Origin of the sequence: Sphingobacteruim zhuxiongii (assembly GCF_009557615.1) — a bacterium.
Classification (GTDB): Bacteria; Bacteroidota; Bacteroidia; order Sphingobacteriales; family Sphingobacteriaceae; genus Sphingobacterium; species Sphingobacterium zhuxiongii.
This window is the reverse complement of sequence record NZ_CP045652.1, coordinates 1,604,198-1,621,377: the sequence shown is the minus strand read 5'-3', so window position 1 is coordinate 1,621,377 and position 17,180 is coordinate 1,604,198. Positions and strand designations below refer to the sequence as shown.

Below are 17,180 nucleotides of genomic sequence, written 5' to 3'. Positions count from 1 at the left end.
TATATGGTTTTTTCTGCAATACGAATTCAGTCTAAATTAGACAGCAAAAGAGCTAACTTATTTAGAACTAGTATAATTACAGCTTTAAATAGCAAGAAGGGTACGCGACCTAAGGCAACTATGAATTACGCCATTCAGCTCAATCATAAACTTAGCCCCAGCAAGTACATCACGTAATTGTAATATCTCTTCAATGGAAAGAATGAAACAACGTTCTGTACGGAAAGGCATGATAATTTCAAAGTCGCAATTGCGCGCAGAGTCATTTAACATCTTTTCGATATCGATGTTATCTACTTTCTTTTTAAAATTAAAGAAGTCTCTTACATTGAACGATGTCGTTGTTCCTTGGAACTCCAACCAGTAACAATTTTGACGGCTGCATTGGTATACTGCCGCGTCATCTGTTATAAATACTTCTTCAACGTTTGCTAAAGGACAAATCATGTTTTTCAATAGTCTGGAACAAATCTAAATAATATTAAGAATTAATCCAAATAAATAAAAATTTTAGAAGTAAATCAATAGGTTTTCCTAGTATTTGAGTCATCACATCGTCATAAGCATCTGCTAATCGACTTCTAGCTAAGTCTATATTGCTTCCGTATCACGTTTTCGGAAGATGTTAACGATCGAAATCAATGTACACATGACTGTATACTAATGGCTCGTTAAAAACGTATATTGAATCAAGTTGAACGACTTAATTTACTTTTGCAGACATACTATAGAGAATACCATTCATAAAAAAAGCTGCCCTGTACAGGCAGCTTTCTTCATCTTAGTGTCGGATGTTCTTAAAACTCCTCTTCTTGATTTAATATCTCTTTGTGGTTACTTAAATTTGTTCTAGTCTTAGTTTTGTGCTTATTAATCTGTCGTCGGATCGATTCAATAGCTATATCAGTTGCTTCTTCGAAGGTCTTCGCCTGCGCCTTAGCGAACAATTGACTGCCTGGGACATTGAATTTCAATTCCACAATCTTGTTAGCTTCGTCTTCGACATTTTCTAATCGCAAATAACATGCGCCTTCGATGATGTTGTCGAAAAACTGATTTAACTTCTCTGATCTCTTCTTAATGAACTCAATTAACTTTTGGTCTGCATTAAATTTAATAGATTGCACTGTAATGTTCATTTTTCCTCCTTTTTTAAGCCTTTGGATGGGCTTGTTTATAAATTGATTTCAAACGTTCAGCTGAGTTATGCGTATAAACTTGTGTTGCGGACAACCCAGCGTGGCCTAATAACTCTTTAATTGCATTCAAATCTGCACCGTTGTCTAATAATGCTGTAGCGAAAGTATGTCTCAAGACATGAGGACTTCTTTTTTTCTGCGAAGTAATCATACTCAGGTACTTTTTAACAATCTTATATATCAATTCCCGATATGCAGGCTTCCCTTCTTTGGTAACGACTAATTCAGGGATAATGTTTTGAAAGTTTTGTTGTTTTTTTTCCAACAAATATCGTTTCAGTTCTTCAAGTAATGTGTTATTGATTGGAACAAAGCGTTCTTTGCTCCTTTTTCCTAATATAAGTATTTTTTTATTATAAAAATCAACATCAATTTCTTTTATTTTTATTAGTTCAGAAACACGGATACCCGTTCCAAAAAGTAGTTCCAATACAATGAAATCACGTATATCTTCAAAAGTTTCGAGCTCCTGTTCTAGGTTATCAAGCAGTTGAACTAACTTATCTTTCTCGACAATCGTCGGTAGCTTTTGAGGTACCTTCAATGACTTTATTAGAGACATTGGATTCTTGCTACAGAGCCCTTCCCTCATTAAAAACTTATAGAACGATTTCAAAGCCGATATCGCTCGATTCACTGAACGAACTTCTTTTCCTGACTCCCGTAGCGTAGAGAAATAATAGCGAAGAAATTTAAAATCTATGGCATCAAAGGTATACGATTCCTGTTCCGCGAATGATAGAAATTGATCTATCTCTTTTTCATAAGCAGACAATGTATGCACCGAGTAGTGTTTTTCAAATCGTAGATATGTGATGAAGTTATCCTTATACATTTCCTCTTCCCTTATTGGTAATATTAGGAATTATTTTCTATAAAAAATGTGATTAAGGACAATATTATTGTTGAAAATGCTCATATGACAGGAAAATGAAAAAGGGCGAAGTATAACTTCGCCCTTTCCCTAAATCTAAGATTTCGTTCCTTATAGTTTGCTATTTACATCAATAGCGTTTAACTCTTCGAAAGCTTGTTTCAAACGAGTAACAAAAGCTTCTTCACCTTTTCTTAACCAAACACGTGGGTCATAATATTTCTTGTTAGGCGAATCAGCACCTTCAGGGTTACCAATTTGAGCTTGCAAATAATCGTGGTTTTTCGCTTCGTAAGCACGAACACCATCCCAGAATGCCCATTGCATATCTGTGTCAATGTTCATTTTGATTGCACCGTAAGAGATTGCCTCAGCAATTTCCTCAGGAGATGATCCAGAACCACCGTGGAATACGAAGTTCACTGGTTTTTCAGCCGTTAAATTAAATTTCTCACGGATGTACTCTTGTGAGTTATGAAGAATAACAGGTTGTAATTTAACATTACCTGGTTTGTAAACGCCATGCACATTTCCGAAAGCTGCAGCAACAGTAAATTTATCTGAAACTTGACCTAATTGCTCAAATGCGTAAGCTACTTCTTCTGGTTGTGTATATAGTTTAGAGCTATCAACGTCAGAGTTGTCAACGCCGTCTTCTTCTCCACCTGTAACACCTAATTCGATTTCAACTGTCATACCTAGTGGCTTCATGCGCTCTAAGTATTTTTTAGAGATCTCGATATTTTCTTCAATTGGCTCTTCGGAAAGATCTAACATATGAGAAGAGAACAAAGGTTTTCCGTGTTGAGCAAAGAATTTCTCTCCTGCATCTAACAATCCATCGATCCAAGGTAAAAGCTTCTTAGCCGCGTGGTCAGTATGTAAAATAACAGCAACACCGTAGTGCTCTGCTAATAAATGTACGTGTTGAGCAGCAGAAACAGCTCCTAAGATACATGCTTGCAAGCCATCATTATTTAATGATTTACCAGCATAGAACTGTGCTCCACCGTTTGATAACTGTATAATTACGGGTGAGTTAACTGCTTTCGCCGTTTCCATAACAGCATTGATAGAATTCGTACCGATAATGTTTACCGCTGGTAAAGCAAATTTCTCTCTTTTAGCAATCTCAAATAACTCTTGTACTTGATCTCCTGTTAAAACACCTTTGAAATCTTTTAGGCTCATAGTTTATTCGTTCTAAGTATTTGTTGTGAATGTTTAAAGATAACGTTTTTTTATTATTCGAAAAAATATAGTGTAAAATTTACACTAACTAATTAATTGACGTTTATTTACTGTAAAACAAACATATCCTATCGGCTAAACGCATAAATACATGCATTATTACCCCTACATTGAGTTAAACAATCTTGATACAAAACATAGCTGAAGGCCTTATTTTAACACTATTTAGCGTGCCTATATCGATCTAATTAATATCTTTATCCTGAATTATTATCTATTATTTTAAATCACTATGCTACAGGTATACGGAATTAAGAATTGCAATACAGTAAAAAAAGCGCTTGATTGGTTGACAGAGAATCAAAAAGACTATGTTTTTCATGACTACAAAAAAGAACCTGCAAGCTTAGCGAAACTGGAAGAATGGGAAAAGGAAGTTTCCTGGGAGAGCTTAGTAAACAAAAAAGGTACCACCTGGAAAAAATTAAGCACAGAAGAGCAGGCGGCTGTTCAAGATGCAGCTACGGCGAATCAAGTGTTATTATCAAATAATAGTATGATCAAGCGTCCGCTAATTGAATCACCCAATGGGATTTTATTAGGTTTTAACGAAGACGAGTATCAAACTAAACTATAAATCTATGAAGAGAATAATTTTTAAATGGGCAATTGCAGGTCTATTGGTTAGTTTTATTAGCCAGCAAGAATTGCAAGCTCAAAAGAAAGAAAGTCGATACGATTATAAAGAAGCCTTTAGTTCTACATTTTACACCAATACAGGTACTCCCTATCGTTCGGCTTCAGGTAAGCCAGGACATCAATACTGGCAAAATGCCGCTAGCTACGATATCAAGGTTGCATTGAATGACCAAACACGGGAAGTAAAAGGATCCGTAAAAATTACTTACACAAACAATAGCCCCGATCAATTAGATTTTATTTGGCTTCAACTAGAACAGAATTTATTTAATCAGTCTTCGACAGGACAGGCAACGGTACCTTTAAGTAATAGTCGCTATGGGGAAGCCGCATCGGACTTTAATGGCGGATATACCCTAACGAAGGTCATCGACAAAGGTGGTAAAGAACTAAAGAATAGCGTCAATGATACGCGTATGCGTATTGATTTACCGACACCATTGGCAGCAAACGGAGGTCAGACAGAATTCAACATTGATTTCTCTTATATCGTTCCCGAATATGGCGCGGATCGCACCGGTGTTCTTCCAACGGAGAATGGTGATATCTTTGCGATCGCACAATGGTATCCTAAAGTTGCTGTATATGATGATGTTCTTGGATGGAATAGCCTACCCTATACAGGTCCAGGAGAATTCTATATGGAATATGGCAATTTCAATGTGGAAGTTACTGCTCCAGCGAACCATATTGTCGTTTTAGGTGGAGAATTATTAAATCCAGAAGAAGTATGGACAAAAGACCAACTGGATCGTTATAACAAAGCAAAAGAAAGCGACAGAACAGTTATTATACGTTCGGATTCAGAGGTGAAAAACGCAAATTCTAGACCGCAGAAGAAAACCCTTACCTGGAAATACCGATTAGAAAATGCACGTGACGTTGCTTGGGCATCTTCCAAAGCGTTTATTGTAGATGGTGCCAAAATCAACCTACCGAGTGGTAAGAAAGCACTAGCACTTTCCGTATATCCAAAGGAAAGCAATGGCGGAAATGCTTGGGAAAGATCAACCGAATATACCAAAGCATCTATTGAATACTATTCCAAGAAATGGATGGAATACCCATACCCCGTTGCGATTAACGTAGCATCTAATGTTGGCGGAATGGAATATCCTGCGATTGTCTTCTGTGGAAATAGGGCCAAGGCCGCGAGTCTGTGGGGAGTAACCGACCATGAATTTGGCCATATTTGGTTTCCAATGATTGTCGGTTCTAACGAACGCTTATATGCATGGATGGATGAAGGATTCAATACCTTTATCAATGATTTATCTACGGAAGCATTTAACAAGGGCGAATACAATCGCGAGTTAGGCAGCAGAAATGCTATGACCAGAGCATTGATGAATCCTGCTTTAGAACCGGTGATGACTTCGCCGCAAGGGATGAAAGAGCGTAACATCGGCATCTTAGCCTATTACAAGCCAGGCTTTGCACTAAGAATCCTGCGCGATGAAGTACTTGGTGCGGATCGATTTGACAATGCTTTTAAGAAATATGTGGAATATTGGGCATACAAGCACCCTACACCATATGATTTTTTCCGTACCATCGAAAACGAGACCGGCGAAAACTTAAATTGGTTCTGGCGCGGATGGTTCCTAAATAATTGGCAGTTAGATCAAGCGATTGATGAAGTAAACTATCCGGATTTAGACCCGGCCAAAGGTGCGATTATCAGCATCAGTAATCTAGATAAAATGGCAATGCCTGTTGTCATTGAAGCAACAACCGCAAGCGGTAAGAAAATTCGAAAAAAATTACCTGTTGAGATTTGGGAAAGAAACCAATCATGGCGATTTTTGTTGAATTCAACAGAAAAATTAATATCGGTAAAAATTGACCCGGACGAAGTGTACCCGGATAGTAATCCTGAAAACAATACTTGGAAATCAAAATAGAAATGAAGAACATCAAAATTATAGCCTTTCTTACCCTGATACTATTAGGTAATATCGGAATCGCAGCGGCACAGCAGATTAAAGGTCTTGTATTTGATCTTGAAAATAGTCAGCGCCTTTCCGAGGTCTTGATTGAAAATATCAGCAACAATAAGTCGACAAAGACAGCAGCGGATGGTAGTTTCACAATCGATGGTAAGAAGAACGACTATTTAGTACTCAAAGGTAAAGGATATGATCGCGATACAGCATTTATCTACCAAGATGGAATTTCAAGAATCTACCTAGTTCGCGATAAAAGTATTATCCGTATTGACGAAGTTACGGTGACACGAATGACCGATAGTCGCTTAAATACCGAGATTGAGCGTGCGAAGAACAACAGTCAAGCGGTTGAGACTAGCAAAACGCGTGGCGGATTACGTGTTTCACCATCGCGCTTATTTGGTAAGGAAGCGAAGATTGCTAGAAACAGCATTAAAATTCTAGAACTTGAGAAAGAACAACGACTTGTTGATCGTACTTTTACAAACGAACTTATCCTATCGTTAATTTCGCTCCCAACCGATCAACTGGCCTTATTTAGAGATAAATACAGGCCGACTTACGCGTTCATTAAAGCTGCTCGCAAAGAAGATTTGACAGCTTATATTCTCGATTCTTATGCGAAATTCAAAAAACAATAGGATGACATTCGTGTCAAACTAAAATAGTTTTAAAATGTTTTATAAATGCCTTGGACGATTTGATGTTCAAGGCATTTTCACTTTAAATATCATATATATGAAAGTCGCTTTAATCGGAGCTACGGGATTCGTAGGATCACATATCCTCCAAGAATTGATCAATAGAAATTATGAAGTAACAGCAATTGCGAGAAATGTAGATAAAATAAAAGACAAACCACATGTGTTGGCTGTTCAGACGGATGTGAATGACGAAGGTAGGCTAGCAAGCGCATTGAAAGGTAATGATGTTGTCATTTCAGCCTATAATGCAGGATGGGAAAACCCAGAGATTTACGATGATTTCCTTGCTGGCGGACGCCATATACTACAAGCAGTTAAGGACGCAGGAATAAAACGTCTGATTATTGTCGGCGGGGCTGGCAGTCTTAAAATCAATGATGAGTCACGAATTGTTGACAGTCCTGATTTTCCCGCAGCCATTAAACCTGGAGCATTAGCTGCTGCCGATTATCTCGAAGTCGTGAAGCGCGAGGATGAACTTGATTGGACTTTTTTCAGCCCTGCAATCGAAATGAATCCTTCAAACTCAGGAACACGTAAAGGCGAATACAGAACCGCTATTGGACACCCCGTATTCGACCATGATGGTAAAAGTATTCTTTCAGTGGAAGATGTTGCCGTAGCTATCGCGGATGAACTGGAGAACAACAAATTTATCAAACAACATTTTACGGCTGCTTATTAAATTAAGTAGCCAGTAATTTACTGATTTTGAGGTAGCCTACTTCTAACAAATCTTCAAAGCTATCTTCTGCAATACGAAAAACAAGTTGATAGCTTTCTTTAAAAGAAGCAGGTAGCATATCTTCTATTGGATAGATATCATCTACATCAATTCCATATTTATCATCAATATGAGATGATTCATAATGCTTATAAAAAGTTGATTCCTTTGCGACTTTGCTTGCTTCCGCTAAGTCCTGCGCGACAACCAGGATTTTATAATGATATTCTTCCATATCATTCGGCTTATAGCCTCCTAAGTTGACAAAGAACAAGTTCACATCATGAGGAACGCTGTCGGCTACCTTCTCGATAACGTCTACTTGAAAATTCCCAACACGCGTTACCTTACGCCAAGAGTCTATATGCATCCTATCCGCCAATTCAGGCCAAAATTCATTCATTTGAGGAACTAAGTCTTTCAATTCGTTCGCTATACCAAAAAATACGTCATGTTGCTCTGTAAATCGACCTGCTGGCTTTCCGCCAAGTACTAGCATATATAAGTTCATACCAAAAATAAGTTTAGTCTAACGCCATTCATTGTCTGCTGATTAAATTTATATCTTTTATCGGAAAAGACATCATTCCCAAGCAATTTTCTTTTATCGAGAAACTTGGATAAAAATGACAAAGGAGCAAGCTAAAGCCTGCCCCAATGTACTAACCCTATATTGAATAAAAATAATGAACTATGGTTTCCATCCCCCTCCTAACGCTTTGTAAACATTTACCACGGCACTTAACTGTTGTTTCTTTGTTTCAAGTAACTCCAGCTTAGCCTCCAACACTTCCCTTTGGGTCGTCAACACTTCCAAATAATCTGCACGAGCAGACTTGAATAAATCATTCGACACTTCAATCGACTTATTTAATGCATCCACTTCTTGGCTTTTATACTGAAAGCCCTTCTCTAAATTATCGATATTAGACAACTGCGTCGACACCTCGGTAAATGCATTAAGTATAGCGCGCTCATAATTATAGACCGCTTGTATCTGTCTAGCATTTGAAGCGTTAAACTCGGCGGTTATCGCATTCTTGTTCAATAAAGGAGCAGCTAGATCACCCGCCAAATTGAATAATAACGATTCCGGAAGTTTAAATAGGTAGGAAGGTTTAAAAGCTTGCAAGCCTACACCTGCCGACAATCCAATGGAAGGATAAAACTCCTTCCGTGCGACTTGCACATCTAATTTTGCGGCTGTCAGTTCATGCTCTGCCTGCATAATATCTGGTCGATTTCCTAACAATTGACTTGGAAATCCCGCTTTTATAGATGCTGGTACGAGATGGATGAAGTTATTCGGATCACGCGCAATCTGCTGTGGATAACGACCGAGCAAGAAATTAATCCGATTCTCTGTTTCCTTAATCTGTTGCAATGTCGAAAACTCCATGCCTTTAGTCTTTGCCACTTCAGCTGTGAATTTCTGAACCGCCAACTCCGTAACCTTAGCCGATTCCTTTTGTATCTTTACAACTTCCAAAGCATTTTCTTGCAGCTTAATATTCTGACGAATAATATCCAGTTGATTGTCTAATGCAAGAAGTTCAAAATAAGAATTCGCAACTTCCGCTATCAAACTACTTAACACAAAATTCTTTCCTTCAACCGACGCTAAATAACGGTTTACAGCAGCTTGTTCGGCGTCTTTAAGCTTCTTCCATACGTCAATTTCCCAATTCGCATAGGCGCCAATATTTAAGTCGCCAAGGGGATCAGGCATTTCGTGACCTGGAGTTATCTCCGTGCTCGCATCGCCAGCACCTTGCGAAGTATAACGCCCAACCTTTTCAATTCCTCCTCCAGCACGAATATCTACCTTAGGTTTCAACGCCCCTTTTCGTAATAAAATATCACTTTTAGCAATCTCAAGCTCTTGCAATGTTATACGCAACTCCTGATTATTTTTTAATGCTGTATCAAGTAATGACACAAGATTTGGATCGTTAAAAAACGTCCGCCAACTCAAATTCCCAATATTTGTACTGTCCGCAGAAGACATATCGTTCTGCGCAGCAAAAGAAGCTGGCGTTTGCTTATTTTCTTTCAACTGTGTTGCTTGCGGAACTTTGCAAGACCCCAGTAGAAGGGCTAGGCTAGCAATAGCAGCCCAGTCCTTGATGTTATTTTTATTAATTGTCATTGATTTCTTCGGTTAAAGGCCCCTCCTCTTCATGTTTGATCAATTTTCGCTTAAATGCGATGGTACCAAAAATGAAATACAATCCTGGAATGATCAGCACACCAAACACAGTTCCAAATAACATACCCCCAGCGGCAGCTGTACCTATCGTTCTATTTCCAATTGCTCCAGGTCCAGTCGCAAATACCAAAGGAATTAATCCTGCAATAAAGGCGAACGAAGTCATCAGAATTGGACGGAAACGAACTTTCGCTCCTTCCATCGCAGATGCTAACACTGTCATTCCTTCGGCATGCTTCTGGGCAGCAAATTCCACGATCAATACCGCATTCTTACCCAGCAAACCAATCAGCATGACTAGCGCAACCTGCGCATAGATATTATTCTCTAGATGCAATAGCAACAGTAATAAATAGGCTCCAAAGATCCCCACTGGTAACGATAAGATAACCGAAAATGGGAGAATAAAGCTTTCATATTGCGCGGCCAAGATTAAATAAACAAAGCCTAAACAGATTAAGAAAATATACATCGCCTCATTACCTCTAGAAACCTCGTCTTTCGATATACCAGCCCAATCAATGCCATATCCTTTTGGTAGTGTTTTCGCAGCAACTTCATTAATAACACGAATCGCTTCCCCACTACTATATCCCTGCGCTGGAGATCCCGAAATCTCCGAAGCCATATACATATTATGCCGAGTGATTTCCGATAGCCCATATACGCGTTCCATACGCATAAATGCAGAAAATGGAACCATCTCTTCTTTATCGTTTTTCACATACAGCTTCAATATATCCTCCGGTAAAGCACGATATTGCGGTAAAGCTTGAACCATAACTTTATACTGACGACCATATTTAATGAAGTTGGTTTCATAATTACTACCGACAAGTGTAGACAGCGTATTCATCGCGTTATCGATCGAAACTCCCTTCTGCTGAGCAATATCATTATCGATCTTCAGCATATACTGAGGGAATGAAGCACTATAGAACGTAAATACTGAAGCTAACTCAGGACGCTTACTCAATTCCTTCACAAAATCCTTACTTACCTCTTCCATCTTTTGGAAGTCATTGTTTCCTGTTTTATCCAATAAGCGCAATTCAAAACCTCCCGCAGCACCATAGCCGGGAACAGCAGGCGGACCAAAGAACTCAATCGTTGCTCCTGGGATATGCTTAGCTACTTCTTCAAGCTGCTCGATAATCTCATGTGCTGACTCCTTCCGATCGGACCAATCTTTCAAATTAATTAAACATGTACCCGTATTTGCACCCGTTCCTTCTGTTAATATTTCATATCCAGCCAAAGATGATACAGAAGAAACCCCATCAATATGCTCCGATTCAGCCTGCAACTTGCGGGCAACCGCATTTGTACGCTCTAAGGTAGATCCCGGCGGAGTCTGAATAATAGCGTAGATCATCCCCTGATCCTCATTGGGAATAAAACCGGAAGGCACACTATTGTTTAAAAAATAAATACCAATACAGAAACCTGTCAAGATCAGAAAGGTTAAGCCGCGCTTGGTCACAATCTTTTGTAAGATTCCGACGTATCGATTCGACATCTTATCGAAACCGCGATTGAATGAATCCAAGAACTTGTCGACGATTGATTTCTTCTTCGGTTTACCATGATTATTCTTTAATAGAATAGCACATAATGCTGGTGTTAAAGTCAGCGCGACAATACCCGAAAGAATAATCGAAGTTGCCATCGTAATGGAGAACTGCCGATAGAAAATCCCAACAGGTCCGGACATAAATGCGACAGGGATAAACACCGCAGCCATCAAGAACGTAATAGCGATAATTGCTCCTGCGATTTCTCCCATGGCTTTCTTGGTTGCCTTATAGGCAGAAATATGTTGCTCTTCCATCTTCTTATGGACGGCCTCGATGACGACAATGGCATCATCAACGACCACCCCAATAGCCAGCACCAGTGCAAACAGGGTGATCAAGTTGATGGTGATACCAAAGAATTGCATAAACATAAAAGAACCTACGAGGGATACCGGTACCGCCATGGCTGGAATCAAGGTGGACCGGAAATCCCCTAAGAATAGGAAAACAACAATTGCAACTAGAATAAATGCTTCAACGAGCGTATGTATTACTTTCTCGATAGATGCATCTAAAAACTTCGAAACATCATAACTAATCTCATATTTCAGCCCTTTAGGGAATGAACCTTTAAGCTCTTCCATTTTGGCTTTTACGTCTTTGATAACTTGAGAGGCATTACTTCCATAGGATTGCTTCAAGACAATTGCCGCAGAAGGCTTACCATCCAAGGTCGAATAGATATCGTACATCGCTGATCCAAAATGAACATCGGCAACATCCTTAAGCCTTAATAATTCACCGTTGGAACTCGCGCGCAGCACGATATTTCCATATTCAGCTTCCGTTGTAAAACGACCTGAATATTTAAGTACATATTCGAAAGATTGCGATTTTATACCCGATGATTCCCCTGCACGACCTGGAGAAGCTTCTAAGCTTTGTTCCTCAAGTGCTTTCATCACCTCTTCGGCAGAAATCTTATAAGCAGTCATACGATCGGGCTTCAACCAAATTCGCATCGCATATTCGCGATTACCCAAAATATCAGCAACACCAACACCGTTTACACGTTTCAATTCAGGTGAGATGTTTATATCGGCGTAATTATACATGAAATTCCCGCCTAAGCTCTCCTCTTCAGAATAAAGGTTGATATACATCAACATATTGGATTCCTCTCGCGTGATCTTCACCCCTTCCCGAACAACGATCGGCGGAAGCTTATTGACGACAGAGGCGACCCTATTTTGCACATTGAGGGATGCCTGATTGGGATCTGTACCTAGGTTGAAAACCACTTGAATACTAGCCTCACCATCATTCCCCGCATCCGAAGTCATGTATTTCATTCCAGGAACACCATTGATGGCACGTTCAAGTGGAATAATGACCGACTTAATCATTAACTCACCATTGGCTCCCGGATATTCGGCTGTAATCGTAACTTTTGGCGGTGAAATGGAAGGAAATTGCGTTACAGGAAGCTGCGTCATCGCAAGAATCCCTAAAAACACGATAATAAGCGAAATAACAATCGATAGTACCGGTCTATTTATAAATCTATTAAACATAAACGTTACTCCTTTGCTTTATTATTCGGTTTTCAACTTCAGATTAGAAATAGCATCCTGAGGATTCACTTTGCTAAAACTAATTTTATCATCATCGTTCACTTTCTGAATGCCTTCCAATAAAAATTGGTCGTTGGCTGAAAGCCCTGACGCTACGATATACAGATCTTGCAACGAAGAGCCTACTTTAATTTGCTTAGAAGCAACTTTACCTTGTTTATCGACCAGATACACATATTTCTTATCCTGTAATTCATAGGTTGCCTTTTGCGGGATAATGATCGCATTCTTCATCGGAACGGTCATTAAAACTTTACCGGTTTGCCCATTCCTCAACAATCTATTTGGATTGGGGAAACGCGCTCTGAAGGCAATATTACCGGTTTCGTTATCGAACTCCCCCTCGATCGTTTCAACCATCCCTTTAGCGCTTAATGGTTGATTATTCGCTAACAATAAGGATACGTGATTATCACCGCGGTCGGCAACTTGTTGTTGATAGTCTAAATATTCTGGTTCCGAAACATTGAAATAAGCAAACATCTGACTGTTATCCGATAGGCTGGTTAAAAGCTCTCCTTCGTCAACCAGACTTCCCAATTTCAATGGGATACGGTCAATGGTTCCGTCAAACGGCGCGCGAACTTCCGTAAAAGAAAGGTGCAACTTGGCAATTGCCGATTCTGCTTTTGCTTTTTCTAGTTTAGCCTTTGACATGGCCAATTCGTTTGGCGAAACAATATTTTTATCCGCTAGATTGCGGGTGTTTTCCATCTCAATCGACGCCAGATCAACTTCGGCCATTGCTTTACGATATTCAGCTTCGTACATCCTTGGCATAATACGGAACAACAATTGCCCTTTGTGAACCGTCTGTCCTTCATCGACATAGATTTGCTCTAGATAGCCCTTTTCTAAAGCTCGAATTTCAATGTTACGTACAGATTTGATTTGTGAAACATACTCTTTCGTAAAACAGGTATCCATCAGCATGGCGGAGGTCACTGTAAACTTCTCTTCTTCTTTGTGTTCCTCTTTTTTGTGAGAACACGCGACTTGACCTAAACATGCAGCCAAGCTCATGAGCACTAATACTCTCTTCATTTTTAAAACAATATAGGGGGTAAACTAATTTTGATTTTTAAAAGCCTAAAAGACTCTCAAACGAAAGGGATTCCCGTACTGAATTTTTATGATGAAGAAGTCAGGATACAACAACGGCATACCATTCCCATTCCAGCATAAGAAATTGCAGAAAAACGGAAATAGAAACGCTTAAATTAAAAGCGCGCGTTTGGTAAGATAAAGTGGGGTATCGTAAGATAGCTGGTAGGAAAACCGAGGGAGTTCCTCTGCTTTTCGTCCTACTTGAACAAAAACGAAAGTGAAACAAACCAATGTTGCAAACAAAGCCATTTGCATCTGAAAATCATTGGCACTTTGAAGGTCCTCATTCTCGTTGGTATACAGTAAGTGTTCGTCGACTGTGTTATGCCCATTGGTCTTAGACGAGCTTATTGCCTGCTGTACGGAAGTATTTGATTTCACTTTTAAATCCTGCACGTTATGTTGTTGCATAAAGCTGATTGCAGGGCGATACGAGTCAGTCATTAGCTCATGACTATTTCCACTCCGAATAAGGAGGAAGAAAAAGAAAAGAATAAATGTGATAACTGCTTTCATATCGAGGTCAAATATACTGCGTGATTGAATACCTCAAGCTGCTTTAACACTTTTTAACAAAAAAATTACATCTTTCTTGATTTTCGGACAATAAATGTTAAGCTGATTGAATCTGCTGTCCACAATAAATCAAGGACTTAGCTGATTTACTTGCCTTCCAAATAAAATTCAAGCTAATGAATCCAGCTGCTTAGATCCCTTTCACTTCCCTTTCAAATCCCTTTCACTTCCCTTTTATCTTCGATCAGCAAGGGCTTTAAAACGATATTGAATTGGTCATGCTATTATTATGTATTTAGCCTGAATCGATCTAGGGAATGCTCGGAAAGATGTCTTGAAATGATGACGAGAAGTGCTTGGAAATCTTAAAAAGAGAAAGGGACGCAATCTGGCAATTGCATCCCTAACTATTAACCAATTATAAACTTAAATTATGAGAGAGCAAATATAGAAATATTTCTAATACGCCTCAAATAAAATTGCGTTTTTTTGCATGTTTTATCTATCTATCGACCTCACCAAGCACAATGTCGATTGACCCGAGTATAGCGATTAGGTCGGCAATTAGCACGCCTTTCCCGAGTTCAGGCAGCACAGAGAGGTTATTAAAGCTTGGTCCTCTGGCTTTTACCCGTCTTGGTATATCCGTTTTTTCTGCCGTTACAAAATAAAAGCCAAGTTCACCTTTCGGGTTTTCTGCACGAACATAATAATCTTGCGCTTTTAGGTTTACTTTCTTCGGAACGAGTGCACGGGGGTCAAATTCTGTCGTTCGCTTGAAATCCTTCAATAGGCGTTCCAGACATTGTTCGATTATTTTCACCGACTCTTTCACCTCATCGACACGTACTTTATAGCGATCCCAACAGTCGCCAAGCTGTCCCATCTCTCCTTTTCCTACTGGGATTTCGAAGTCGAGTTCTGGGTAAGCCGAATAACCGTCTATACGTCTCAAATCCCATTTAACGCCTGAGGCACGCAGCATCGGACCGCTACAACCGTAGTTGATTGCGACATCTGCTGGCAGTATGCCGATATTGGCGGTACGAGCGATAAAAATCTCATTATTGGATAAAAGATCGTCCAATTCGATGAGTTTGGGTTTAAAGTAGCTTACAAACTCTTGACAGCGTTCTTCAAAGTTTACAGGTATATCGTAGAATAATCCTCCGATCCAAATATAGTTGTATAGCATCCGAGATCCAGAGGCCCATTCCAACATATTCATAATATGCTCTCGATCGCGAAAGCACCACATAAAGGGTGTAAAAGCACCGATATCGATACCATAAGTTCCAATGGCAATGAGGTGGGATGCTATTCGATTTAATTCGCATACCAATACGCGAATATATTCGACACGTTTCGGTATTTTTTGATCAAGACCTAACATCCGCTCCACGCCCATAACAAACGCATGGCTATTGTTCATGGACGATAAATAATCCAATCGATCCGTAAAAGGAATACTTTTCGTATAGTTTATGGATTCGGCATGCTTATCAAAACAACGATGTAGATAACCTAAATGTGGAATTATATCTTTTACAATTTCTCCGTCAGTAATTAACTCAAGACGTAGCACACCATGCGTTGAAGGATGCTGAGGCCCCATATTAATTACCATCTCTTGGGACGTTACACTGGCAATCTTTTGCTCATAGTTACGTAAACCAACTTCGTATTGTTCTTTTCCCATCTTATTTGACTGTAATCCCGTGATATATTTCTGGATCTTGATAATCTTTCCTTAAGGGATAACCTTCCCAATCATCGGGCATCAATATTCTTCTTAAGTCCGGATGACCTTCAAAATGAATTCCCATTAAATCAAATGCTTCACGCTCATGCCAATCTGCCGTTCTCCAGATTTCAGAAACGGAAGTTAGACTTGGTAAATCATCGACTTGACGTTGATTTTCAAGCTTCACTTTTAATACCAATTGTTTTTGATAAGGTAAGGAAGTCAGATGATATACTATTTCAAAATAATGCTCAGGAAAGTAATCTACAGCCGCAATATCGGCTAAGAAATCGAAATAGTAGCCTTCGGTATCTCTCAAGAACAAACAAACTTCTTTTAGATAACTTGGATTTATATACAAAGCGGGTTGCAAACCACTTTCTTGTAGACTTAATACCGCTTGCGGGTTTACATGTTTATTTAGGTCGATTTGGATATTTTCAATCATGTTATGGTGCGATGCGTTTTATAGTCCATCCGTTTTCTTGTACACTGAAGACGATGCGATCGTGTAGACGGCTGCTTCTTCCCTGCCAAAACTCGATACGGCTTGGCTTTAATAGATATCCTCCCCAATTAGCAGGTCGAGGAATTGTTTCGCTGTCCGCAAATTGTGCTTCTACTGCTTGGACAAGTGCTTCTAATTCTGCTCTGTTGGATAAATCATGACTTTGAGGCGAAGCAATTGCTCCAATTCTAGAGCCACGAGGACGAGAAGCAAAATACTCATCAGAATCGAAGGTTGGCAGCTTTTCTATCTGCGCTTCGATTCGCACCTGGCGTTGCAATTCAGGCCAGAAGAACAGAGCGCTAACGGACGGATTTTCCGCCATCTCCTGCCCTTTGCGGCTGTCGTAATTTGTAAAAAAACTGAAGCCATCGGGCTTAATATCTTTGAGTAATACAATTCTTGACGATGGTTTTAAATCCTTGCTAACTGTCGACAAGACAAAAGCATTGACCTCAACTACCTCACTATGGAGAGCTTCGTTAAACCATTTTTTAAATTGTTCGATGGGATTTAGTAATACATCCGATTCGTTTAAACTGCTTAATGCGTAGTCCTGACGAATGGCTGCAATCTCCTTATGTTGAATCGACATAGCAGCTGTT

Annotated in this window: 16 protein-coding genes; 4 read left to right on the top strand and 12 right to left on the bottom strand. The window is 39.5% G+C overall.

Annotated features, from left to right (window positions below; translation table 11 throughout):
• Positions 1 to 84 precede the first annotated feature (84 nt).
• From GFH32_RS07010 to fbaA, 4 genes are all read right to left on the bottom strand, one after another.
• Positions 85 to 447, bottom strand: coding sequence for a DUF6686 family protein (locus tag GFH32_RS07010; protein ID WP_153510580.1), 363 nt, complete (start codon positions 445 to 447; stop codon positions 85 to 87).
• A 350-nt stretch (positions 448 to 797) separates the two neighbouring features.
• On the bottom strand, positions 798 to 1,139 hold the full coding sequence (gene hpf, locus GFH32_RS07005) for a ribosome hibernation-promoting factor, HPF/YfiA family (RefSeq protein ID WP_153510578.1): 342 nt from the start codon (positions 1,137 to 1,139) through the stop codon (positions 798 to 800).
• 13 nt (positions 1,140 to 1,152) lie between these two features.
• Positions 1,153 to 2,034 (bottom strand): tyrosine-type recombinase/integrase, encoded by an 882-nt coding sequence (locus GFH32_RS07000; protein ID WP_153510576.1) that lies wholly within the window; start codon positions 2,032 to 2,034, stop codon positions 1,153 to 1,155.
• A 150-nt stretch (positions 2,035 to 2,184) separates the two neighbouring features.
• The gene (gene fbaA / locus GFH32_RS06995; protein WP_153510574.1) at positions 2,185 to 3,264 is read right to left on the bottom strand and encodes a class II fructose-bisphosphate aldolase; all 1,080 of its coding nucleotides are present in this window, start codon (positions 3,262 to 3,264) and stop codon (positions 2,185 to 2,187) included.
• Positions 3,265 to 3,556: 292 nt separating this feature from the next.
• On the opposite strand from fbaA, the gene GFH32_RS06990 reads away from it, so the two are divergent.
• The 4 genes from GFH32_RS06990 (at position 3,557) to GFH32_RS06975 (ending at position 7,301) form a co-directional block, all read left to right on the top strand.
• A complete protein-coding gene (locus GFH32_RS06990; protein ID WP_153510572.1) occupies positions 3,557 to 3,901 on the top strand; it encodes an ArsC family reductase in 345 nt (114 codons plus the stop codon).
• A 4-nt stretch (positions 3,902 to 3,905) separates the two neighbouring features.
• Positions 3,906 to 5,867, top strand: coding sequence for a M1 family metallopeptidase (locus GFH32_RS06985; RefSeq protein WP_153510570.1), 1,962 nt, complete (start codon positions 3,906 to 3,908; stop codon positions 5,865 to 5,867).
• Between the two features lie 2 nt (positions 5,868 to 5,869).
• The gene (locus GFH32_RS06980) at positions 5,870 to 6,553 is read left to right on the top strand and encodes a hypothetical protein (protein WP_153510568.1); all 684 of its coding nucleotides are present in this window, start codon (positions 5,870 to 5,872) and stop codon (positions 6,551 to 6,553) included.
• Between the two features lie 97 nt (positions 6,554 to 6,650).
• Positions 6,651 to 7,301 carry an NAD(P)-dependent oxidoreductase gene (locus GFH32_RS06975; RefSeq protein WP_153510566.1) on the top strand — a complete coding sequence of 217 codons (651 nt, stop codon included), beginning with the start codon at positions 6,651 to 6,653 and terminating at the stop codon, positions 7,299 to 7,301.
• A gap of 1 nt (position 7,302) precedes the next feature.
• On the opposite strand, the gene GFH32_RS06970 is transcribed toward GFH32_RS06975, so the two are convergent.
• The 8 genes from GFH32_RS06970 to pdxH all read right to left on the bottom strand — a co-directional run bounded on the left by GFH32_RS06970 (position 7,303) and on the right by pdxH (position 17,170).
• Positions 7,303 to 7,851 (bottom strand): DUF1543 domain-containing protein, encoded by a 549-nt coding sequence (locus GFH32_RS06970; protein WP_153510564.1) that lies wholly within the window; start codon positions 7,849 to 7,851, stop codon positions 7,303 to 7,305.
• Positions 7,852 to 8,031: 180 nt separating this feature from the next.
• Positions 8,032 to 9,489, bottom strand: coding sequence for a TolC family protein (locus tag GFH32_RS06965; RefSeq protein ID WP_153510562.1), 1,458 nt, complete (start codon positions 9,487 to 9,489; stop codon positions 8,032 to 8,034).
• A complete protein-coding gene (locus GFH32_RS06960) occupies positions 9,479 to 12,640 on the bottom strand; it encodes an efflux RND transporter permease subunit (RefSeq protein ID WP_153510560.1) in 3,162 nt (1,053 codons plus the stop codon). The genes GFH32_RS06965 and GFH32_RS06960 overlap by 11 nt, the downstream gene beginning before the upstream one ends.
• Before the next feature lie 21 nt (positions 12,641 to 12,661).
• A complete protein-coding gene (locus tag GFH32_RS06955; RefSeq protein WP_153510558.1) occupies positions 12,662 to 13,744 on the bottom strand; it encodes an efflux RND transporter periplasmic adaptor subunit in 1,083 nt (360 codons plus the stop codon).
• 171 nt (positions 13,745 to 13,915) lie between these two features.
• Entirely contained in the window at positions 13,916 to 14,323 is a 408-nt protein-coding gene (locus GFH32_RS06950; RefSeq protein ID WP_153510556.1) for a hypothetical protein, read from the bottom strand.
• Between the two features lie 502 nt (positions 14,324 to 14,825).
• A complete protein-coding gene (locus GFH32_RS06945) occupies positions 14,826 to 16,022 on the bottom strand; it encodes an NADH-quinone oxidoreductase subunit D (protein WP_153510554.1) in 1,197 nt (398 codons plus the stop codon).
• Between the two features lies 1 nt (position 16,023).
• Entirely contained in the window at positions 16,024 to 16,515 is a 492-nt protein-coding gene (locus GFH32_RS06940) for an NADH-quinone oxidoreductase subunit C (RefSeq protein WP_153510552.1), read from the bottom strand.
• A 1-nt stretch (position 16,516) separates the two neighbouring features.
• Positions 16,517 to 17,170 (bottom strand): pyridoxamine 5'-phosphate oxidase, encoded by a 654-nt coding sequence (gene pdxH, locus GFH32_RS06935; protein ID WP_153510550.1) that lies wholly within the window; start codon positions 17,168 to 17,170, stop codon positions 16,517 to 16,519.
• Positions 17,171 to 17,180: the final 10 nt, after the last annotated feature.